The organism is Polaromonas aquatica (genome assembly GCF_042659145.1).
In the GTDB taxonomy this organism is placed as follows: domain Bacteria; phylum Pseudomonadota; class Gammaproteobacteria; order Burkholderiales; family Burkholderiaceae_C; genus Polaromonas; species Polaromonas aquatica.
The window spans coordinates 44,254-64,716 of record NZ_JBHSRS010000005.1 but is presented as its reverse complement, the minus strand read 5'-3'; the positions used below and the strand labels follow the sequence as shown (position 1 = coordinate 64,716).

General features: G+C 58.6%; 19 protein-coding genes and 1 other RNA gene. 15 read left to right on the top strand and 5 right to left on the bottom strand.

From position 1 onward, the window contains the following. Nucleotides 1-90 precede the first annotated feature (90 nt). The 3 genes from ACFQND_RS02580 to ACFQND_RS02570 are packed head-to-tail and all read left to right on the top strand — an operon-like array spanning nt 91 to nt 1,890. Complete coding sequence (locus ACFQND_RS02580) at nt 91-918, top strand: IclR family transcriptional regulator (protein WP_371434440.1); 828 nt, start codon at nt 91-93, stop codon at nt 916-918. Between the two features lies 1 nt (nt 919). Continuing rightward, complete coding sequence (locus ACFQND_RS02575) at nt 920-1,732, top strand: IclR family transcriptional regulator (protein ID WP_371434439.1); 813 nt, start codon at nt 920-922, stop codon at nt 1,730-1,732. Between the two features lie 32 nt (nt 1,733-1,764). Next, nucleotides 1,765-1,890: an Arm DNA-binding domain-containing protein gene (locus ACFQND_RS02570; protein WP_371434438.1), complete on the top strand. Its 126-nt coding sequence runs from the start codon at nt 1,765-1,767 to the stop codon at nt 1,888-1,890. 300 nt (nt 1,891-2,190) lie between these two features. Here ACFQND_RS02570 and ACFQND_RS02565 read toward each other — a convergent pair whose 3' ends face one another. From ACFQND_RS02565 to ompA, 5 genes are all read right to left on the bottom strand, one after another. Next, nucleotides 2,191-3,426 carry a tyrosine-type recombinase/integrase gene (locus ACFQND_RS02565; protein WP_371434437.1) on the bottom strand — a complete coding sequence of 412 codons (1,236 nt, stop codon included), beginning with the start codon at nt 3,424-3,426 and terminating at the stop codon, nt 2,191-2,193. A gap of 194 nt (nt 3,427-3,620) precedes the next feature. Beyond that, nucleotides 3,621-4,007: a transfer-messenger RNA gene (gene ssrA, locus ACFQND_RS02560) on the bottom strand. A 12-nt stretch (nt 4,008-4,019) separates the two neighbouring features. After that, a complete protein-coding gene (gene gph / locus ACFQND_RS02555) occupies nt 4,020-4,685 on the bottom strand; it encodes a phosphoglycolate phosphatase (protein ID WP_371434436.1) in 666 nt (221 codons plus the stop codon). A gap of 32 nt (nt 4,686-4,717) precedes the next feature. Beyond that, nucleotides 4,718-5,425 (bottom strand): bifunctional 2-polyprenyl-6-hydroxyphenol methylase/3-demethylubiquinol 3-O-methyltransferase UbiG, encoded by a 708-nt coding sequence (ubiG, locus tag ACFQND_RS02550; protein WP_371434435.1) that lies wholly within the window; start codon nt 5,423-5,425, stop codon nt 4,718-4,720. Between the two features lie 68 nt (nt 5,426-5,493). Beyond that, a complete protein-coding gene (gene ompA / locus ACFQND_RS02545; protein WP_371434434.1) occupies nt 5,494-6,126 on the bottom strand; it encodes an outer membrane protein OmpA in 633 nt (210 codons plus the stop codon). 259 nt (nt 6,127-6,385) lie between these two features. Here ompA and gyrA point away from each other — a divergent pair, with 259 nt between their 5' ends. The 12 genes from gyrA (at nt 6,386) to ACFQND_RS02485 (ending at nt 20,350) form a co-directional block, all read left to right on the top strand. After that, the gene (gyrA, locus tag ACFQND_RS02540; RefSeq protein ID WP_371434433.1) at nt 6,386-9,082 is read left to right on the top strand and encodes a DNA gyrase subunit A; all 2,697 of its coding nucleotides are present in this window, start codon (nt 6,386-6,388) and stop codon (nt 9,080-9,082) included. After that, nucleotides 9,079-9,681 carry a DUF2059 domain-containing protein gene (locus tag ACFQND_RS02535; RefSeq protein WP_371434432.1) on the top strand — a complete coding sequence of 201 codons (603 nt, stop codon included), beginning with the start codon at nt 9,079-9,081 and terminating at the stop codon, nt 9,679-9,681. Before gyrA ends, ACFQND_RS02535 begins: the two co-directional genes overlap by 4 nt. Next, nucleotides 9,678-10,760: a prephenate dehydratase gene (gene pheA / locus ACFQND_RS02530; protein WP_371434431.1), complete on the top strand. Its 1,083-nt coding sequence runs from the start codon at nt 9,678-9,680 to the stop codon at nt 10,758-10,760. The genes ACFQND_RS02535 and pheA overlap by 4 nt, the downstream gene beginning before the upstream one ends. Before the next feature lie 55 nt (nt 10,761-10,815). Then, on the top strand, nt 10,816-11,694 hold the full coding sequence (locus tag ACFQND_RS02525) for a prephenate dehydrogenase (protein ID WP_371434430.1): 879 nt from the start codon (nt 10,816-10,818) through the stop codon (nt 11,692-11,694). A 13-nt stretch (nt 11,695-11,707) separates the two neighbouring features. Further along, nucleotides 11,708-13,711 carry a bifunctional 3-phosphoshikimate 1-carboxyvinyltransferase/cytidylate kinase gene (locus ACFQND_RS02520; RefSeq protein WP_371434429.1) on the top strand — a complete coding sequence of 668 codons (2,004 nt, stop codon included), beginning with the start codon at nt 11,708-11,710 and terminating at the stop codon, nt 13,709-13,711. Nucleotides 13,712-13,859: 148 nt separating this feature from the next. Next, nucleotides 13,860-15,545: a 30S ribosomal protein S1 gene (gene rpsA, locus ACFQND_RS02515; RefSeq protein ID WP_371434428.1), complete on the top strand. Its 1,686-nt coding sequence runs from the start codon at nt 13,860-13,862 to the stop codon at nt 15,543-15,545. 81 nt (nt 15,546-15,626) lie between these two features. Next, nucleotides 15,627-15,950, top strand: coding sequence for an integration host factor subunit beta (locus ACFQND_RS02510; RefSeq protein WP_371434427.1), 324 nt, complete (start codon nt 15,627-15,629; stop codon nt 15,948-15,950). A gap of 58 nt (nt 15,951-16,008) precedes the next feature. Beyond that, on the top strand, nt 16,009-16,317 hold the full coding sequence (locus tag ACFQND_RS02505) for a LapA family protein (RefSeq protein ID WP_371434426.1): 309 nt from the start codon (nt 16,009-16,011) through the stop codon (nt 16,315-16,317). After that, the gene (gene lapB / locus ACFQND_RS02500) at nt 16,307-17,458 is read left to right on the top strand and encodes a lipopolysaccharide assembly protein LapB (RefSeq protein WP_371434425.1); all 1,152 of its coding nucleotides are present in this window, start codon (nt 16,307-16,309) and stop codon (nt 17,456-17,458) included. Before ACFQND_RS02505 ends, lapB begins: the two co-directional genes overlap by 11 nt. Before the next feature lie 138 nt (nt 17,459-17,596). Beyond that, nucleotides 17,597-18,541: a D-glycero-beta-D-manno-heptose-7-phosphate kinase gene (rfaE1, locus tag ACFQND_RS02495; RefSeq protein ID WP_371434424.1), complete on the top strand. Its 945-nt coding sequence runs from the start codon at nt 17,597-17,599 to the stop codon at nt 18,539-18,541. A 16-nt stretch (nt 18,542-18,557) separates the two neighbouring features. After that, a complete protein-coding gene (gene rfaD, locus ACFQND_RS02490) occupies nt 18,558-19,565 on the top strand; it encodes an ADP-glyceromanno-heptose 6-epimerase (RefSeq protein ID WP_371434423.1) in 1,008 nt (335 codons plus the stop codon). A gap of 137 nt (nt 19,566-19,702) precedes the next feature. Next, nucleotides 19,703-20,350, top strand: coding sequence for a ComEA family DNA-binding protein (locus tag ACFQND_RS02485; protein ID WP_371434422.1), 648 nt, complete (start codon nt 19,703-19,705; stop codon nt 20,348-20,350). Nucleotides 20,351-20,463: the final 113 nt, after the last annotated feature.

Here is a 20,463-nt window from a genome sequence, read left to right as displayed (position 1 = left end):
AGACTTGTAGCATAAACAAAAACTCTAATTTCATTTCTTTTCAATTTATCTAATTTCGTTTTAATAAAATCTCATCTAGGACTTTCCCTAATGCGCGCCTCTAGCCCCGAAATTGACACCGAAAACACTGCGGCCAACACCGACGTCGTACGCGTTTTGTCTCGCGGCCTGGTTTTGCTGAAAGCTTTTTGCCCGCGTAACGCACCACTCACGAACAGCGAACTCTCCGAGGCCACAGGCTTGCCCAAACCTACTGTCTCGCGCTTAACCGCCACGCTGATGCGCCTCGGCTACCTTGACTACCTGCCCGGGAAAACACAGTACAGACTGGGCAATGCGGCACTCAGTCTCGGCTTCGGAACGCTGTCCACACTAGATGTGCGCTTGCGCGCTCGTGAACGCATGCAACGCTTCGCAGACGAAGAAGACCTATTGGTTGTACTTTCGGTGCGCGACGGCATGGTGATGGTCTGCCAGGTGGTGTGCCGCGGCCGCGGTGCCCTGACAGTACGACTTGAAGTCGGCTCTCGTGTTGCACTTCCCTTTGCCGCCATGGGTCGAGCCTGGGCCGCCTCGCTCGACCCCTCCGTCCGAGCGACCGTTTTGAGCGAAATCTCGCAGCATTTTCCGGAGCAGGACTTTCAGCTTGAGATGGAGGAAGCCGCAGCGCAAATCCGCAAATCCGGGTTTTGCATGACTGTCAGCGAGCTGGAGCCCGACCTGATGGGCGCGGCCACGGTTATCAACCTCGCGCGCGCACAAGGCCCCTACGTTCTGGGCTGCGCCGGCCCGGCTTTTCGTTACCCACGTGAACGCTGCGAAGCCGAGCTCGGCCCAAAAATGATGGCCCTCAGACGGCAGTTGGAAGAAGACGCGCTCGGGCCTGTACCTACACCGCATATTGTGGAGCCCGCCTAACATGCGCCGCCGTACAACCATCGCCCAAACACCACCAGCACCAGCGGCTGCAGTCGATTCGCTGCAGCGCGGATTAGAAGCACTGCGTTGCTTCCGCCCCGGCGACGACACGCTCGGAACAGCCGAACTCGCATCCAGACTAAACCTCCCACGCAACACCACACTACGTTTGCTCACGACACTGCAAGCACACGGGTTTTTACGCCGTCTACCCGACACTGATGAATTCAGCCTGGATGTGGAGTGCCTGTTTGTCGGTCAAGCCCTGCTCGGCAGTTCCCTCCTTGTACGCAGGGCGCGGCCAGTGTTGCAGACCCTCGCGGCCCGCTTCGGCCTGCATGTACTGCTATGCGTACCGGAGCGGCTTGACATGCTGACCCTACTACACACCAGCGGCAGCGCTGCCAAGCCACTCCCGCTAGCTGCCGGACTGACATTACCAGTCGCAACGACGGCCTTAGGCTGCGCCTGGCTATGGACACAGCAGCCGGCGGTTCAGGGCGAGTGGCTCGCCCGTCTGCGTGAAAGCGCGCCAGCTACAGGCGGCGACTCGCAAGCCGCAAAAATATACCAAGCCTTTCATGAGATCGAAAAAGGCGGTACCTGTTTCTCGCAAGACGACTGGCGTAAAGATGTGTCCATGGTCGCAGCACCGCTTGTCATGCGTGATGGCTCAACCGCTGCGATAGCCTGCATGAACGCCGAAACACAAGGGCGTGCGGACTTTTCTCCCGAGTGCTGCGCGGCCTTGAGTGAGGCAGCAAAAGAAATTTCACATGCAATTCAAGGGTCAGCATTCAGGTTTACCCAATGAGCAGAACTCTTGGCCAAAATTAACTCTTTCACGTGTTATTCGGCCTTTTTCGCACCCGAGGGCACGGTTTGTATCTCCAAGTCAATACAACCGGATCGCGCTCCTGGGTTTTCAGCTACACAAAAGACAAGAAAACACGTGAAATGGGACTGGGATGAGACCTTACGCGGGAGAAGCATTGCGCTTCGTTACCCCGGCATACAAGCGGGCAACTTGGTCCTGCGAGCGTAACATCCTCCCACACCTACGAATGAGAAAATTTTTACCCACAAGCTCAGCGCCCGCTTCGTCTATGCCTTTTTTAAAAAAGCATCAATGCTCATCAGCAAAATAGGCATCGATGGCAGTGATAGGCGTTCGGCACAGAGCAAACAAGCCGTATATGCCCCTTAACACTAAAACGCCCCGGGACCGATGTGGTGCCGAGGCGAAGATAGTGGGTTCTGACAGAGTTACGATTAAGAGTCAGGCAGCGTTGGCATCGCCGCATTACGTAACTCGTCTAGATAGTCAGCCCAACGCTGCATCATGTCAGCTCTCCTTTTCAAGTACTGGGTCCGGTTATACGCCCGCCCGTTAGCATCCTTCACAGCGTGTGCAAGCTGAGCTTCAATAAGAAGCGGATCGAAATCCAGAACCTCATCCAAAATAGTTCGTGCCGTCGCTCTAAAGCCGTGCCACGTCTGTAAGTCAGACGTATATCCCATTGTGATCAAAGCGGTTCGCACTGAATTCTCCGAGACGGGTCGGCCATGATCCCGCTCTCCCGGAAACATTAGGCGACCATGCCCCGTGTAAACCTTTAGCTCCTTCAGTATCTCCACAGCTTGACGAGGTAGGGGCACAAAATGCGGCGGCCCAAACTCCTTACCGTCCTTCTTACGCTTCATCCGCAGAGCGGGAATCTCCCACATACCAATCTCAAAATCAACCTCTTTCCATTCACCAGCCCTAAATTCGCCGGGTCGCGGAAAGAGAATCGGCGCCAGTTTCAAGGCGGCACGAACAATCGGCCCACCCTTGTACGCGTCAATCGCACGCAACAGAATCCCAAGCTTCTGGGGATCAGTGATGGCGCCAAAGTGGGTGCCGCGATAGGGTGTTAGTGCTTCTTTTATGCCATCGGTAATGTCTCTGCTTACTCTTCCAGTAGCGGATGCGTATCGCCAAATCTGCCGGCAAAGCATTAGTTCTCGATCTGCCGTTTCTACAGCACCACGTTCTTCAACTTTACGAAGCGTGGCAAGGAGTTCGGGAGGCTCCATAGCTGCAACTGGGCGCTCACCCAGCCATGGAAACAAGTCACGCTCAAGTTGGCGCAGTGACCTTTCGGCATGGGCCGGACTCCACTCCGTCGATTTCTTTGCGTACCACTCAAGGGCAACAATTTTGAATGTGTCGCCCTGGGGGTTGGTGGCTTTTAGCTTTTCGAGCTTACGAGTCTGAACGGGATCGAGCCCGTCGGCCTTTTGCCCCCTCACCTTGTCCCGCGCATTTCGCGCTTCGGCCAAGCTAACGTCGGGGTAGCTGCCGAGAGCCATCCGCCCTTCTTTCCCATCTGCGTACAGCTTACAAAACCACCGCTTTGCCCCCGCCGGACTGACCTCAAGGTAAAGACCCTTGGAATCAGCAAACCGTGCGCGCTTTTTGTCTTGAGGGCACAGCGCGTTTTTGCAATGTTTGTCAGTAAGCAATAGCCACCTATAGCTGTAAACCGGGGAACAATCCCAAAATTATAGTGGATCCCGGTCAGTTGTTCCCCGGTTTGTTCCCCGGTTTTGACTTGGCTAGTGCTGAATTCAGATGGACTTCTTTGCACAAAATTTAAGCACTTCCCAATGAAAAAAGCCGCTTACTGAACTTCAGTAAACGGCCTTGATCGTTATGGTGGTGGAGCTGGGGGGATTTGAACCCCCGTCCGCAAGCCTTGTTCGGGCAGATCTACATGTTTAGCGGTCTGATTTGAGTCTCGCCACCTGTGTCGCGCAGTCGCACGCTACACAGGACGCCAGCACCCTATTTTCTCGCCCCGGGTTAAGGTACCCAGCCCGGAGCCAGCCGATGAAATTATCTTTACAGCCGGGAGTGCTTAACTTGCGCTAAACACCCCTTGCCCAGCCCATCGGCCTGCTGTTGTAAAGCTCACTGGCAATTAAGCAGCGAGTGCGAAACGTTCGTCGTTTGCAGTTAGTTTGTTTGAATCAGTTTTACGAGCACACTCAGCTCGACATGCACCACACCGCGTCCGAACCCACGTCGAAACCAATGCAGCCCCAGAACAAGTAGTTTAAGCCATTCGCAGCAATTGCAAGAGCGCAGCCGGCGAAACAATGGTGGCGTCGGCATTCCAGCCGCCGGTATCGGCTGTAGCGCCCAGGTAGCCATACGCTGCGGCAACGGTTGGCATGCCGGCAGCACGCCCGGCCACAATGTCGCGCTCGTCATCACCCACATACATGCATTTCCCCGGCGCGACGTCGAGCTGGCGCGCGGCCTCCAGCAATGGCGCGGGGTGGGGCTTGGAATGCGGCGTAGTATCGCCGCTGACAATCGCCTGAGCCGTTCTGAACAAGGGCATCGCACTGGTCAAGGGCATGGTGAATCGTGCCGATTTGTTCGTCACCACACCCCATTTGAGGCCGGCCTGGCTGATTTTCGCGATCAGATCCGCAACACCTTCAAACACATAAGTGCGCTCGGTCATGCAGGCTTCGTAGTTGGAAAAAAACTCTTCCCTGAGGGCCTCAAAAGCAGCATCTTGAGGCGTGAGCCCGAAAGCCACGCCCAACATGCCGCGCGCACCTGCCCCGGCCATGGGCCGGTAATGTTCCAGCGGCAGCGACGCAAGTCCGCGGTCAGTGCGCATTTTGTCGGCTGCGGCGCCCAGGTCAGGAGCACTGTCAATCAGGGTGCCGTCAAGGTCGAAAAGTACGGCGTCAATGTTCTGGAACATGGTATTTATGCAAAGGTCGGCAATACAGGGCTTCAGGATTTCGTGGTCGCGAACATGTAGTTGACACTGGTATCCGCGTCGAGCCAGTAATGGCGGGTCAAGGGGTTGTATTGCATGCCTTTGGTCTGCTGCAGGGTCAGCCCGCTGGCCCGGCAATAGCCGGCAAGCTCACTTGGCTTGATGAGTTTGGCGTATTCGTGCGTGCCGCGCGGTAGCATGTTCAAGACATACTCGGCGCCGACAATGGCAAACAAAAAAGCCTTGGCGTTGCGGTTAATGGTGGAAAAGAACACGTGCCCTCCCGGTTTAACGAGCGTTGCACATGCTTTCACGATCGACGACGGGTCCGGCACGTGCTCCAGCATCTCCATGCAGGTCACCACATCAAAAGTACCCGGTTGCGCGGCCGCGAGCGCTTCGGCGCTGATTTCCTGGTAGCGCACGCCTTCAGTCTGTGCCTCCAGGGCGTGAAGTTGCGCCACTTTTAATGCCTTGGTCGCAAGGTCAATACCCAGCACATCAGCACCCGTGCGCGCCATTGCATCCGCCAGAATACCGCCGCCACAGCCAACATCCAGCACGCGCAGGCCTTTCAATGGAACCTGGTTTTCAATCCAGGCCAACCTGAGGGGGTTGATCTGGTGCAAGGGACGGAACTCGCTTTCGGTGTCCCACCAGCGATGGGCGAGGTCCGAAAATTTAGCCAGCTCGGCAGGATCAAAATTGTCTGTAGTTTGCATGAGTTGATTATCGCCCGGGCATAAAAAAACCGCGCCATGGCGCGGTTTCCTGAAGCAGTCCGTGAGGATTACTTGTTGGCGCGGGTACCAACAACTTCGATTTCCACGCGACGGTTTTTCGCGCGGCCTTCGGCGGTCTTGTTGTCAGCAACTGGCTGTTTCTTGCCTTTGCCTTCGGTGTAAACGCGGTTTTTCTCAATGCCTTTGGACACGAGGTATGCCTTGACAGCTTCCGAGCGGCGAACCGACAGCTTCTGGTTGTAGGCATCGCTACCGACGGAGTCAGTGTGACCCACAGCGATAATCACTTCCAGGTTGATGTCCTTGATTTTGCCAACCAGGTCATCCAGCTTGGCTTTGCCTTCTGGTTTGAGCACGGATTTGTCAAAGTCAAAGAAGGCGTCAGCGGCGTAAGTAACTTTGGTTGCCACGGTTGCAGGAGCTGCTGCTGCGGGAGCAGGAGCGGCTGCAGCAGGTGCAGGAGCGGCTGCAGGAGCGGCCACGGGAACAATGGCGCCATCGCAACCAGGAGCTGCAGTCGCAGGAGTCCAGTTGGCATCGCGCCAGCAGTACTCATTTGTACCGTTTTTCCACACCAGTTCGTTGGTGCCGTTTTTCCAGTTGTCGACTGTTTGTGCACCAGCGGCGGTAGCAAGCGCTGCGGAAGCAAACAACATTGCCACTTTGTTGAGTTTCTTCATGGTTCTCCTCTAGAGAAAAGCCGCAGACTGGCTGCGATTAGTAAGTTACACGCCGTGAGTGACCATCACTCAAAGCGTTACATATATTGTGCCACAGCCGTTTGCGGGTACAAGCCCACAATCGCGTTCGTCTTACACAGACTCGAGAATCTTTAACGTTTGTTGCTCGCTAGCCACAACCGCGACACCGTAAACTCAGGCTTTAAAATCCGGTGTGCTGCCCAGAGCAGATCGCGTCCAATTCTATTCAGGCCTCTCAATGACCCAGTTTGCAAAAGAAACCCTGCCCATCAGTCTTGAAGAGGAGATGCGGCGCAGTTACCTCGATTACGCGATGAGCGTGATCGTGGGGCGCGCCCTGCCCGATGCAAGGGACGGACTCAAACCCGTGCACAGGCGTGTCCTGTTTGCGATGCACGAGCTGAATAACGACTGGAACCGCCCCTACAAAAAATCGGCGCGTATCGTGGGTGACGTGATTGGTAAATATCACCCGCACGGCGACCAGTCGGTGTACGACACCATCGTGCGGATGGCGCAGGACTTCTCCATGCGCCACCTGCTGGTTGACGGCCAGGGCAACTTCGGGTCTGTCGATGGCGACAATGCCGCCGCGATGCGCTACACGGAAATCCGCCTGGCAAAGGTCGCCCATGAATTGCTGGCCGATCTCGACAAGGAAACCGTCGACTTTGGCCCCAACTATGACGGTAGCGAACAGGAGCCCCTGGTCATGCCGACGCGCCTGCCGAACCTGCTGGTTAACGGCTCAGGCGGCATTGCCGTGGGCATGGCCACCAACATTCCACCGCACAACCTCAACGAGGTCGTGGATGCCTGCCTGCACATGCTGAAAAACCCGGAGGCCTCGATCGAGGAACTGATGGAAATCGTTCCGGCACCCGACTTTCCTACAGGCGGCATCATTTACGGCATCAACGGCGTGAAGGACGGCTACCGCACCGGGCGCGGCAAGGTGGTGATGCGTGCCAAATGCCATTTCGAGGACATTGACAAGGGCCAGCGCCAATCCATCATCGTTGACGAGTTGCCCTACCAGGTCAATAAAAAGACCTTGCAGGAGCGCATGGCAGAACTGGTCCACGAAAAAAAAATCGAGGGCATCAGCCACATCCAGGACGAGAGCGACAAGTCCGGCATGCGCCTTGTGATCGAACTCAAGCGCGGGGAAGTGCCGGAGGTTGTTCTGAACAACCTTTACAAACAGACGCAGTTGCAGGACACCTTCGGCATCAACATGGTTGCGCTGATCAACGGTCAGCCCAAACTCTGCAACCTGAAGGACCTGATCCAGGTTTTCCTGTCGCACCGCCGCGAAGTCGTGACACGCCGCACTGTTTTTACCCTGCGCAAGGCCCGCGAACGCGGCCATGTGCTGGAAGGCCTGGCCGTGGCTCTGGCCAATATTGACGACTTCATTGCCATCATCCGCAATGCGCCAACTCCGCCTGTAGCCAAAGCCGAACTGATGCTGCGCCCGTGGGACAGCAGCCTGGTGCGTGAAATGCTCACGCGTACCCGCGCCGACGGCGGTGTGGTCAATGCCGACGACTACCGCCCCGACGGGCTGGAAAAAGCCTTTGGCATGGGCGGTGACGGGCTGTACCGGCTCTCGGACACACAGGCACAGGAAATCCTGCAGATGCGCCTGCAACGCCTGACCGGCCTTGAACAGGACAAAATCGTGGCCGAGTATAAGGAGGTCATGGCAGAGATCGATGACTTGCTGGACATCCTGGCACGGCCGGAACGGGTGTCCGTCATCATTGGCGAAGAACTGGGCACCATCAAGCAGGAGTTCGGCCTGACCAAGCTCGGCGCGCGCCGCAGCCAGATCGAGCACAGCTCCTTTGACCTGAGCACCGAGGACCTGATCACACCGACGGACATGGTGGTCACGCTGTCGCACACAGGCTATATCAAAAGCCAGCCGCTCTCGGAATACCGCGCACAGAAGCGCGGGGGACGCGGCAAACAGGCCACTGCGACCAAGGAAGACGACTGGGTGGACCAGCTCTTCATCGCCAATACACACGACTACATCCTGTGCTTCTCCAACCGCGGGCGGCTTTACTGGCTCAAGGTATGGGAAGTTCCTGCGGGCTCGCGCGGTTCACGCGGCCGACCCATCGTCAACATGTTCCCTCTCCAGGAAGGCGAAAAAATTACCGTCGTGCTGGCCCTGACCGGCGAGAAGCGCACCTTCCCCGCTGACCAGTATGTGTTCATGGCGACGTCCATGGGCACGGTGAAAAAAACCGCGCTGGATGAGTTCAACAACCCGCGCAAGGGCGGCATCATCGCCGTGAACCTGGACGACGGCGACTACCTGATAGGCGCGGCCCTCACAGACGGAAAACACGACGTGATGCTGTTCAGCGATGGCGGCAAGGCCGTTCGCTTTGACGAAGAGGACGTTCGCCCCTTGGGCCGCAATGCCCGTGGCGTGCGCGGCATGTCGCTGGAGGCTGGCCAGAGCGTGATTGCCATGCTGGTCGCAGAAGACGAACAGCAAAGCGTTCTGACGGCAACCCAGAACGGCTACGGCAAACGCACCTCCATCACCGAATACACCCGCCACGGACGAGGCACCAAGGGCATGATTGCCATCCAGCAAAGCGAGCGCAACGGCAAGGTCGTTGCCGCGACGCTGGTACATACTGACGATGAGATCATGCTGATCACCGACAAGGGCGTGCTCGTGCGCACCCGGGTGAGTGAAATCCGCGAGATGGGAAGGGCCACCCAGGGCGTCACGCTCATTGGTCTGGACGAGGGCTCACAATTGAGCGGTTTACAGCGCATCGTTGAAAACGACGCCACGCTCGACGATAACGACAACACCAGCGACAACGCCAATCCTGGCGAAAACGGCACGGGCAAAAATGATCCGTCCGCAGACACACCACCTTCTAACCCGGAAACCAGCGAATGAAAAAACTACTGACCGCCCTGGCCATTGCGAGCCTTGCATTTTCAACGGCGGGCCACGCGCAAACTGCGGACCCCAAACTGGAATGGGCCACCAAGGTCGTGACCCTGCAGCAAGGCCCTGAGCTTGAGCGCATGATTGGGCAGCTTGCCGACAGCGCAACGCAGGAAGTCCTGCAAAACTGGGGACCCAAACTCCAGACCGACGTCCCCAAAGCCAGGCAGCAGCAAGTGACAGACGAGCTCAATGCCGAGCTGAAGAAATGTTTTGATGACATCTCAAAAGCAATCAACAGCAAGGTCGGCAAGGTCAGCACAGACACGCTTATCCCGGCCTACATGGATCGTTTCACGCTGGATGAACTCAAGCAGCTGGCCGCTTTTTTCGAGTCCCCCACCATCAAGAAATACCAGGCTGCCGCGCCGGAACTGGGTGGCCTCTTTGTCAAGCAACTGATTGAAGCCACGCGCACCGACGTGACGGCCCGCGTCAAGCAGTTTGACAGTACCGCCGCAAAAATCATAGGCGCGAGCCCAGCCCCCAAGGCAGCTCCATCAACATCGGGTTCATCCGAGAAAAGCAAGCCTGCCACCAAGAAATGACACTAAACCTCGCTGATTTGCGCGTTCAGATTGACGCCATAGACCAGGAATTGCTGACCTTGCTGAACCGCCGCGCGCGGGTCGCAGAACAGGTCGGGGAAGTCAAAAAACGCGAGGGCACGCCCTTTCTGAGGCCTGACCGCGTCGCCAAGGTGATTGAGCAGATCCAGCAGGCCAATACCGGACCGCTCAAAAGTGAACATGTTGCCGCCGTCTGGCGCGAAATCATGTCCGCCTGCCTGGCCCTGGAGTCTCCGGTGCGCGTCGCCTACCTGGGCCCTGCCGGCACCTTCAGTGAGCAAGCCGCCCTGCAGTTTTTCGGGGCCAGCATTGAGCACGTCCCCTGCGCAAACTTCGACGAAGTATTTCATGCAACGGCTTCGGGCAGTGCCGGCTATGGCGTGGTGCCGGTCGAGAACTCGACCGAAGGCGTCGTATCGCGCTCCCTGGACCTGCTGCTGCACTCCCCGCTGCACATCATCGGCGAGCTCAGCCTGGTAGTGCGGCACAACCTGCTGCGCCTGACCGATTCCATGGATGGCATCGAGGCCGTCTATGCCCACCCCCAGGCGCTGGCGCAATGCCAGGGCTGGTTGACAACCCACCTGCCCAATGCCACCCGGCACGCGGCCTCCAGCAATGCGGAAGGCGCCAGGCTGGCATCCACCAACCCGGCCTGGGCCGGCATTGCCAGCGAGCGGGCCGGGACACAGTTTGGCCTGCACACGCCGGCGCACGGCATACAGGACGATGCCTACAACCGCACGCGTTTTGCCATCGTGTGCTTGCCTCAAACCCTGCCGGCACCGCCCGCCTCGGGCAAGGACTGCATCAGCCTCGTGGTCTCGGTCACCAACCGGCCAGGCGCTGTCCATGACCTGCTGGTTCCGCTAAAGAACCACGGCGTGTCCATGACGCGCTTTGAGTCGCGGCCTGCGCGCTCGGGCCAGTGGGAATACTATTTTTATATCGATCTGCAGGGACACCCCTCACAGGCCAACGTCAAGGCAGCGCTGGCCGAGCTGCAGCAGCTGTGTGCGTTTTACAAGGTTCTGGGAACCTACCCTGTCAGCGAATGAAGCGAAGGCCAGGGCCTGAAGACGTGCATGCATTTCAAAATAACGGTTTCATTTCATGTTTGAACAATTAGGCCTCATCGGCTGCGGACTCATGGGCGGCTCGTTTGCGCTCGCGCTCAAACGTGCAGGCCTCGTCAAACGCATCGTGGGTTACAGCAAGTCGCCGTCCACCACGGAGCGCGCACGCCAGATGGGAGTCATTGACGTGGAGGCGCCATCGGCACTGCTGGCAGTTTCAGGTGCCGATATCGTGCTGCTGGCCGTTCCGGTCTCCGCCACCGAGGCAAGCTTCAAGGCCATCCGGCACCTCCTCACCCCCAACACCCTGGTCATGGATGTGGGCTCCACCAAACGCGACGTAGTAGATGCCGCACGCCGCGTGCTGCGCGACCACGTAGGCTGTTTTGTGCCCGCCCATCCGATCACGGGCAAGGAAGTGTCCGGCGTTGAACATGCCGATGTCAATTTGTATGCCGGCAAACAGGTCATCCTGACCCCCATTGAACGCACCTTCACCGTCCAGTTGCAGAAAGCGGTCGATGTATGGACCGCCCTCGGCTGCCATGTCGTGAAGATGTCGCCACAGTCCCATGATGCGGCTTACGCTGCGGTCAGCCATCTGCCTCACCTCATTGCTTTTGCCATGATCAACGGCATTGCAGGCCAGGACCACGGAAAAGAATACATGTCGCTGGCCGGTCCGGGATTCCGCGACTTCACGCGGATTGCAGCAAGCGACCCCAAAATGTGGCGCGACATCCTGGTCGCCAACCGGGAGGAACTGCTGGACCAGTCCAGGATATTTCAAAAAACCCTGCAGTCGCTTGAAAACCTGATTACCAGCGGCGATGGCGATGCACTGGAAAGCCTTATTGAGCAGGCCAGCGAAACCCGTGCAAACTGGCGCATTGCCTCACAAAAATCACACAAGTAACCAGGTTTTCGCCATGTTCGATGTTGAGTATCTGGATATCCCGCCACTGGCCAAAGCGGGCGGCACGGTTCGCCTGCCCGGCTCCAAAAGCATTTCCAACCGGGTTTTGTTGCTGGCAGCCTTAAGCCACGGAAAGACCACCGTCCATGACGTGCTGGTGTCTGACGACACCGCCGTGATGCTGGCTGCGCTCAAGCAACTGGGTTGCTCCGTCCAGAAAAAGGGCGACACGGTCAGCATTGAAGGACTGGGCGGCCAGTTGCTCACAAAAAAGGCCAGCCTGTTCATGGGCAATGCCGGCACCGCCATGCGACCCCTTACCGCCGCGCTGGCCTTGCTGGGCGGTGAGTTCGAGCTGTCGGGCATACCGCGCATGCATGAGCGCCCCATTGGCGACCTGGTCGATGCGCTCAGGCAGCTTGGTTGTGGCATTGACTACCTTGGCAACGAAGGTTTCCCACCCCTGCGCCTCTATCCGGGAACCCTGAAGCTCGATGCACCGATTCGCGTCCGAGGCGACGTCTCCAGCCAGTTTTTGACTGCCCTGCTCATGGCCTTGCCACTGGTGGCGGTCCACGACATCCGTATCGAGGTGATCGGCGAGCTGATTTCCAGGCCCTATATTGAGATCACGCTCAAGCTGCTCAAGCGCTTCGGGATCGACGTGCAGCGCGAAGGCTGGGAGCGGTTCACCATCCCGGCAGGCAGCCAGTACCGGTCACCGGGTGAAATCCATGTCGAAGGCGATGCCTCATCTGCTAGCTATTTCATAGCGCTTGGCGCAATCGCAGCGCCGACCAAAGGCCAAAAAGGCATAAAAATCCTGGGCGTGGGAGCGGACTCCATCCAGGGTGATATCCGCTTCGTGGAAGCTGCCCGGATGATGGGTGCGCACATCGACAGCACAGCCAACTCTCTGCGCATTTCACGCGGCAAACCAGGCGAAGGCTGGCCGCTGAAAGCGATTGACCTGGATTGCAACCACATTCCCGACGCCGCCATGACGCTGGCCGTCATGGCGCTTTACGCCGAGGGCACCACGGTATTGCGCAATATCGCAAGCTGGCGCGTCAAGGAAACCGACCGCATTGCCGCCATGGCCTGCGAATTGCGCAAATTCGGTGCCACGGTGGAAGAAGGGGCCGATTACATCAGGATCACGCCCCCTGCCAGCCCCTCGGCATGGGCCACAGGCGCCATCCACACCTACGACGACCACCGTGTTGCCATGTGTTTTTCACTGGCGGCGTTCAACCCGGCGCAGTTGCCGGTGCGGATCCTCGACCCCAAATGCGTGGCCAAGACCTTCCCCGACTATTTTGAAGCCCTGTTTGCCGTGACCGAGGCCGAAAACGACCACATCCCGGTCATTTGCATCGACGGCCCGACCGCCTCCGGCAAGGGAACACTGGCGGCCCTGGCCGCCCACCGCCTTGGTTACCACTACCTCGACTCGGGCGCCCTTTACCGCCTGAGCGCCTTTGCCGCCGCACAGGCCGGCATATCGCTGGACGACGGGGATGGCGTGGCGGGCATTGCACGCACCCTGCCCGTCCGCTTTAAGGGCGAAAAGGTGTTTCTGGATGGCAAGGATGTTTCTGACGCCATCCGCACCGAGGCAGCCGGCATGGCGGCCTCGAAAGTATCCGCCCACCCACAGGTTCGCACGGCACTGCTGGAGCTGCAGCACGGTTTCAGGTGCCTGCCGGGCCTTGTGGCGGACGGTCGCGACATGGGAACTGTGGTTTTCCCCGGGGCGCAGCTGAAAATCTACCTGACCGCCAGTGCCGAACACCGCGCCGAACGCCGCTATAAGCAGTTGATTTCAAAGGGAAATTCGGCTACACTGGCAAGCATTCAGCAAGATTTAGAGGCACGTGATGCGCGCGACATGTCGCGAAAAGCAGCCCCTTTAAAGCCTGCTGATGACGCCAAACTGCTGGACAACTCCTATCTGTCGATTGAAAACTCGGTGGACCAGGTGATTGAGTGGTGGCAAGGTAGCCGGCCCTTCTGACCCCTGTCGCGCCTCATCGTGGCGCATTGGTCAGCAGGAACATCAACGTAACCCGCAGTCTTTATTGACCGCAACACAAAGCCGCAAGCAGATCCAAAACTTTTAGCAATTCCGCTAATTGAACCCTGTTGTGTGGACTAGGAAAACCATGTCTGAATCTTTTGCCGACCTATTTAACGAATCGCTGCAACGCTCTGAAATGCGTACCGGTGAAGTCATCACCGCTGAAGTAGTGCGTATCGATCACAACCACGTGGTTGTGAACGCCGGACTCAAATCCGAGGCGTATGTCCCCCTCGAAGAATTCAAGAACGACCAGGGCGAACTCGAAGTTCAGGTCGGCGACTTTGTCTCCGTGGCCATCGACTCCGTCGAAAACGGCTATGGCGACACCCTGCTGTCCCGCGACAAGGCCAAGCGACTGGCTTCGTGGATGAGCCTGGAAAAAGCCCTGGAGTCCGGCGAATTCGTCACCGGCCAGACCAGCGGCAAGGTCAAGGGCGGCCTCACCGTACTCGTCAACGGCATCCGCGCTTTCCTGCCCGGTTCGCTCATCGACACCCGCCCCATCAAGGACTTGTCTCCGTACGAGAACAAGACCATGGAATTCAAGGTCATCAAGCTCGATCGCAAGCGCAACAACGTCGTGCTGTCACGCCGTGCGGTTGTCGAAGCATCGATGGGTGAAGAGCGCGCCAAGCTGATGGAAACCCTGAAAGAGGGCACTGCAGTCAAGGGCGTCGTCAAGAACATCACCGAATACGGTGCGTTCGTTGACCTGGGCGGCATTGACGGCCTGCTGCACATCACCGACATGGCATGGCGCCGCGTGCGTCACCCAAGCGAAGTGGTGACAGCTGGCCAGGAAATCGTGGCCAAGATCCTGAAGTTCGACACCGAGAAAAACCGCGTGTCCCTGGGCCTGAAACAAATGGGCGACGATCCCTGGATGGGCGTGAACCGCCGCTATCCGCAAGGCACGCGCCTGTTCGGCAAGATCACCAACATCGCCGACTACGGCGCGTTTGTGGAACTCGAACCCGGCATCGAAGGCCTGGTCCACGTGTCCGAAATGGACTGGACCAACAAGAACGTGGCACCGAGCAAGCTCGTGGCCCTGGGCGACGAAGTCGAAGTCATGGTCCTCGAGATCGACGAAGACAAGCGCCGTATCAGCCTGGGCATGAAACAGTGCAAGGCCAACCCATGGCAAGAATTTGCACAGGACACCAAGCGCGGCGACCGCGTCAAGGGCCCGATCAAGTCGATCACCGACTTCGGCGTCTTTGTGGGCCTGGCTGCCGGCATCGACGGCCTCGTGCACCTGTCTGACCTCTCGTGGAACGAGCCCGGCGAAGCCGCAGTTCGCAACTACAAAAAGGGCCAGGAAGTTGAAGCGATTGTGCTGGCTGTCGACGTTGACCGCGAGCGCATCTCCCTGGGCATCAAGCAGCTGGATTCCGATCCGTTCACCACGTTCGTGTCTATCAACGACAAGGGCGCGATCGTGACCGGCAAGGTCAAGACGGTTGACGCCAAAGGCGCCGAGATCGACCTCGGTGAAGACATCATTGGTTACCTGCGTGCCAGCGAAATCAGCCGTGACCGCGTTGAAGACGCGCGCAACGTGCTGAAAGAAGGCGACGAAGTGTCGGCAGTCGTGGTGAACGTGGATCGCAAGACCCGCAACATCCAGCTGTCGGTCAAGGCCAAGGACAACGCTGACCAGCAGGAAGCCATGGCTAGCCTGAGCCAGCAGTCCTCGCGTGAAAACGCTGGTTTGACCAACCTCGGCGCACTGCTGCGCGCCAAGATGGAAAACAACGAGAAATAATCGGACCTCCCGCGAAATGGCGTGTTCGCTGGTTGTACCTGTGTACAACTGCTGCACGCCATTTCGCTGTCCCTCTTTTTTATGACCCGAAGCGATCTTGTAGAAGAACTGGCCGCCCGATTCAGCCAGTTGACGCACCGCGATGCCGAATACGCCGTCAAGACCATTCTTGATGCGGTAAGCGATGCGCTGGTACGCGGACACAGGATAGAGATTCGGGGGTTTGGCAGCTTTTCCGTCAACCGGCGCCCGCCCCGCATGGGCAGGAACCCCCGGTCCGGTGAAAGCGTCGCAATTCCGGAAAAGCGTGTGCCCCATTTCAAGCCGGGCAAAGCCCTGCGCGAAGCGGTGGATGCCCGTACCGAAGAATTGCTGGCAAACCCGGCTCCGAAAGCGTCAAAATAAGCCACGCAAGCAACGCGCTGGCTACAATCACTTCGGGGAATCCCAGGAGATAAGCCAAGTGAAATACCTGATGTGGCTGCTTAAAGCAGCCATTTTTTTTACGCTTTTTGCTTTTGCGCTGAATAACCAGCAAGCTGTTGCTGTCTACTTCTTTTTTGGCACCCTCTGGAAAGCCCCCCTTGTGCTGGTTGTGCTTGCAGCCTTTGCATGTGGATTGGCTTTGGGCGTCCTGGTGATGATGCCGCGCTGGTGGAAAAAGCGCAGGGCAACGCACCTGCACTCCGTCCCGCATCCCGATCTGCCTGTCGTTTCCGGCGGTCCCGCCGCGCCGGCCAACAACACAAGCATTCCCCGCCATGGACTTTGATTTCACATGGGTCCTGCTGGGTTTTCCCATCGCTTTCACGCTGGGCTGGCTCGCGTCGCGCATCGACCTGCGGCAGCTTCGCATTGAAAACCGCCAGGCTCCCAAAGCCTATTTCAGGGGCCTGAATTTCCTGCTCAATGAACAGCAGGACCAGGCCATTGACGCCTTTATCGAGGCTGTGCAAAACGACCCGGACACCTCAGAGCTGCACTTTGCCCTGGGCAACCTGTTTCGCAGGCGCGGCGAGTACGAACGTGCCGTGCGCGTGCACGAGCACCTGATGTCGCGCGGCGACCTGGCCCAACCGGAGCGCGACCGGGCACAGCATGCTCTGGCGCTTGATTTCCTCAAGGCAGGCCTGCTGGACCGTGCGGAAGCCGCACTGCGCAAACTCGAAGGCACCAGCTACGAGGAAGAAGCCCGGCTCGCCCTGCTGTCGATCTACGAACGCTCGCGCGATTGGCAGCACGCTACGGAAATCGCCAGCAAGCTCGACAGCACCAGCCATGGCAGCTTTAGCGGGCGGCAAGCCCATTACCTCTGCGAGCAGGCCAGCGCAGCCCTGGCCGCAGGCGATGCCGACAAGGCCCTTGGAGACCTGCTGGAAGCCTGCCGCCTGGCGCCTGCATTGGCCCGCCCCCTGATTGACCTTGCCAAACTGCACAACCAGCGGGGCCAGCCCCAGGCAGCACTTGATGCCCTGCTCAAGCTCGACAAAACCGCCCCGCAAGCCCTGCCACTGGCAGCCAGCCTGCTGGTGAACATGGCACAGAACCAGGCCATGCGCGCGCCCGTCATTGAGTTGCTGAAAACCCACTATGCACGCATGCCCTCCGTGGATGTAATGGATGCCCTGGTCAGGCTGGACCAGAACCCGGCCTCGGCGCGCCAGTGGTACATACAACACCTGGAGCGTGAGGCCTCGCTCATAGCTGCCTCCCGCTGGGTGGCGGGTGAAGCGCTGGGCACCGAACAAAACCACAAGCTCGTGCAGCGCGCGCTTGATCACGCCACAAAACCCCTGATGCGCTACCGCTGCGCCGCTTGCGGCTTTGAGGCGACCCAGCATTTCTGGCATTGCCCAGGTTGCCAGGCCTGGGACAGCTACCCGGCACGCCGAATAGAAGAGTTGTATCCATGAACACCCCCGTGGCTGCGCTTCGCTCCGCCTCCCCCCTTGCAGGGGGCGACACTTGCGGCCCGGCAAAGCCGGTCCCGCGGTGTCCGCTTGGCAAGAAACGCGATCACTGAGCATTGAGCCGTTTTAGAACAGACATACATGACAGTTTCAACCCTATCTCCTGAACAGATTGCCAAGGCTCGCGTGCTGGTCGTGGGCGACGCCATGCTGGACCGCTACTGGTATGGTGCGGTAGACCGCATCTCGCCCGAAGCCCCCGTGCCTGTGGTGCGCGTGACGCGCACCGAAGAACGCATAGGCGCAGCTGCCAACGTGGCCTACAACATCGTCACGATAGGCGCCCAGGCCTCGCTGTTGAGCGTGGTAGGCGACGACGAAGCCAGCCACCAGCTGGAAGCACTGGTGGCCAACACCGGCATCACACCTTACTTCGGCCGGGATGCACAGCTCAAGACCACCGTCAAGCTACGCGTGATCGGCAGGCAGCAACAGCTGATACGGCTTGATTTTGAAAACACGCCTGAAAACGAAGTCCTCGCCTCGCAGTCCGCCACCTTTGAAAAACTCTACCCCCAGCATGATGCCGTGCTGTTTTCGGACTACGGCAAGGGTGGGCTCGCGCACATCCCGCTGATGATCGAACAGGCCCGTGCGGCAGGCAAGGTCGTGCTGGTGGACCCCAAGGGTTCCGACTACGCACGTTATAAAAACGCCACGGTCATCACCCCCAACCGCGCGGAGCTTGAGCAGGTCATAGGCGTCTGGCGCGATGATGCCGACCTGCAGGTCAAGGCGCATAACCTGCGCACGTCCCTCAACCTGCAAGCCCTGCTGCTCACCCGCAGCGAGGCCGGCATGACGCTGTTTGACGACCAGGGCCAGTTGCATGTGCCCGCGGTGGCACGCGAAGTGTTTGATGTGACAGGCGCCGGCGACACAGTGATTGCCACGCTGGCCGCCATGGCCGCCACCGGCATGCCTCTGCGCGAAGCGGTGCCGATTGCCAACCGCGCGGGCGGCATTGTGGTCGGCAAGTTCGGCACGGCGACGGTCAATTACAGCGAACTCTTCCCCGCGCATTGACTCCAAGGAATTCATCATGAAAATAGTTGTGACCGGTGCTGCAGGTTTTATCGGCAGCAACATTGTCAAGGGGCTCAACGCCCGCGGCATAAACGACATCATCGCCGTCGACGACCTCACGCACGGCGACAAATTCCGCAACCTGGCCGACCTGCAGATTGCCGACTATGTGGACGCTGACGATTTCTACGACCTGTTCGCCGAAGGCGCTTTCGGCCAGGTGCAAGCCGTGTTTCATGAAGGCGCCTGCAGCGACACCATGGAGCTTGACGGCAAGTACATGATGGACAACAACTACACCCTGTCATGCGAGCTGTTCCAGTCCTGCCAGGAGCAGGGTACGCGCCTGCTGTACGCCTCATCGGCCGCCACCTACGGCGGATCGGATACCTTCAGGGAGTCCCCCGAGTTCGAGAAGCCGCTCAACGTCTACGGCTACTCCAAGCTGCTGTTCGATCAGCGCATGCGGCGTGAGCTTGGCGCCAAATTTGAAAATGCGGCGACCCAGGTCGCGGGCTTTCGTTACTTCAATGTCTACGGCCCTCGCGAGCAGCACAAGGGCCGCATGGCCAGCGTCGCCTTTCACCAGTTCAACCAGTTCCAGGCCGAAGGCAAGGTCAAGCTGTTCGGCGAATACGGCGGGTACGGCGCGGGCGGGCAGATGCGGGACTTTGTCTTCATCGACGACGTGGTGGCGGTCAACCTGTGGTTCCTCGACCATCCGCAAGCCTCCGGCATTTTTAACCTCGGCACCGGCCGGGCGCAGCCCTTCAACGATGTGGCCATTGCCGTCGTCAACACCCTGCGCAAAAGCCAGAACGATGCCCCCCTGAGCCTTGACGAAGCCGCGCGCGGCGGTTTGATCGACTACATCGACTTCCCCCCCGCCCTGGTTGGCAAATACCAGAGCTATACACAGGCCGACCTGGGCGCGCTGCGCGCTGCGGGCTGTGATCATGCCTTTGCCGATGTAAAAACCGGTGTAACCGCATACATGCACTGGCTGGGCGGCGCCCGGAGCTAAGCAAAAACTAGGGTTTCCCCGTTTAAAACGGCAGGAACCCGGTCAACCTGCCGGAAACTTGGCCGTTAGTCATGAGACCATCCTTATTCGCAAAGATGGCTTGGCTTCTTTCAATCCAATATCCGAGGAGTTTTCTCATGTTCAAGAAATTGCTGGCGTTCTTCGCCGCCATGTACATGGCAGTGTCTTTTGCTGCTGTCGATGTCAACAAGGCGACCGCAGCCGAACTCGACGGCGTCAAGGGCATCGGCCCCGTTATCTCGGGCAAGATCGTCGACGAGCGCAAAAAAGGCGACTTCAAGGACTGGGCCGATCTGGAAAAGCGCATTTCCGGCATCAAGGATAAAAAATCAGCCGCGTTGTCGGATGCAGGTTTGACCGTCAACGGCAGCACCTACAAGGGTGCGCCAGCGCCCGCAGCTGCAGCCAGGAAAGATGACAAACCTGCAGCACCGGCTGCCGCCGCAAAAGCGGATGCCAAACCAGCCGCGGCCGTAACCGCCGCACCTGCTGCTGCACCTGCCGCCAAGGAAGAGAAAAAAGACCCCAAGGCCGACGCAAAAGCCAAGGCTGATGAAGCCAAGGCAAAAAAGGAAGCCGATAAAAAGGCAAAAGCCGACGAAAAGAAGAAAAAGGCCGATGAGGCCAAAGCCAAGGCTGATGCAGACAAGGCCGCAAAAGCCGACGCGAAAAAAGCCAAGGATGCCAAGAAAGCCGACGCCAAGGCCGACACAGCCAAACCTGCTACAAGCGCAGCCAGCGCTGCAGGCGCCGCCAAGAAGTAATTCCGGCTTCAGCAACAAAAACCCGCTCTCAAGCGGGTTTTTTTATATCTTTCAGACCTCCAGCCCCCGGGAAATGAGCGCGACCAGCTATCAATTAAATAGCATCCGGAAGA

What these genes read in the sequence shown, in the direction of transcription:
- lapB (WP_371434425.1), top strand. Translation starts at nt 16,307, where the DNA reads ATGGACTTTGATTTCACATGGGTCCTGCTGGGTTTTCCCATCGCTTTC.
- pheA (WP_371434431.1), top strand. Translation starts at nt 9,678, where the DNA reads ATGACACTAAACCTCGCTGATTTGCGCGTTCAGATTGACGCCATAGAC.
- rpsA (WP_371434428.1), top strand. Translation starts at nt 13,860, where the DNA reads ATGTCTGAATCTTTTGCCGACCTATTTAACGAATCGCTGCAACGCTCT.
- ACFQND_RS02485 (WP_371434422.1), top strand. Translation starts at nt 19,703, where the DNA reads ATGTTCAAGAAATTGCTGGCGTTCTTCGCCGCCATGTACATGGCAGTG.
- ompA (WP_371434434.1), bottom strand. Translation starts at nt 6,126, where the DNA reads ATGAAGAAACTCAACAAAGTGGCAATGTTGTTTGCTTCCGCAGCGCTT.
- ubiG (WP_371434435.1), bottom strand. Translation starts at nt 5,425, where the DNA reads ATGCAAACTACAGACAATTTTGATCCTGCCGAGCTGGCTAAATTTTCG.
- gyrA (WP_371434433.1), top strand. Translation starts at nt 6,386, where the DNA reads ATGACCCAGTTTGCAAAAGAAACCCTGCCCATCAGTCTTGAAGAGGAG.
- gph (WP_371434436.1), bottom strand. Translation starts at nt 4,685, where the DNA reads ATGTTCCAGAACATTGACGCCGTACTTTTCGACCTTGACGGCACCCTG.
- ACFQND_RS02575 (WP_371434439.1), top strand. Translation starts at nt 920, where the DNA reads ATGCGCCGCCGTACAACCATCGCCCAAACACCACCAGCACCAGCGGCT.
- ACFQND_RS02520 (WP_371434429.1), top strand. Translation starts at nt 11,708, where the DNA reads ATGTTCGATGTTGAGTATCTGGATATCCCGCCACTGGCCAAAGCGGGC.
- rfaE1 (WP_371434424.1), top strand. Translation starts at nt 17,597, where the DNA reads ATGACAGTTTCAACCCTATCTCCTGAACAGATTGCCAAGGCTCGCGTG.
- ACFQND_RS02535 (WP_371434432.1), top strand. Translation starts at nt 9,079, where the DNA reads ATGAAAAAACTACTGACCGCCCTGGCCATTGCGAGCCTTGCATTTTCA.
- ACFQND_RS02525 (WP_371434430.1), top strand. Translation starts at nt 10,816, where the DNA reads ATGTTTGAACAATTAGGCCTCATCGGCTGCGGACTCATGGGCGGCTCG.
- ACFQND_RS02510 (WP_371434427.1), top strand. Translation starts at nt 15,627, where the DNA reads ATGACCCGAAGCGATCTTGTAGAAGAACTGGCCGCCCGATTCAGCCAG.
- ACFQND_RS02580 (WP_371434440.1), top strand. Translation starts at nt 91, where the DNA reads ATGCGCGCCTCTAGCCCCGAAATTGACACCGAAAACACTGCGGCCAAC.
- rfaD (WP_371434423.1), top strand. Translation starts at nt 18,558, where the DNA reads ATGAAAATAGTTGTGACCGGTGCTGCAGGTTTTATCGGCAGCAACATT.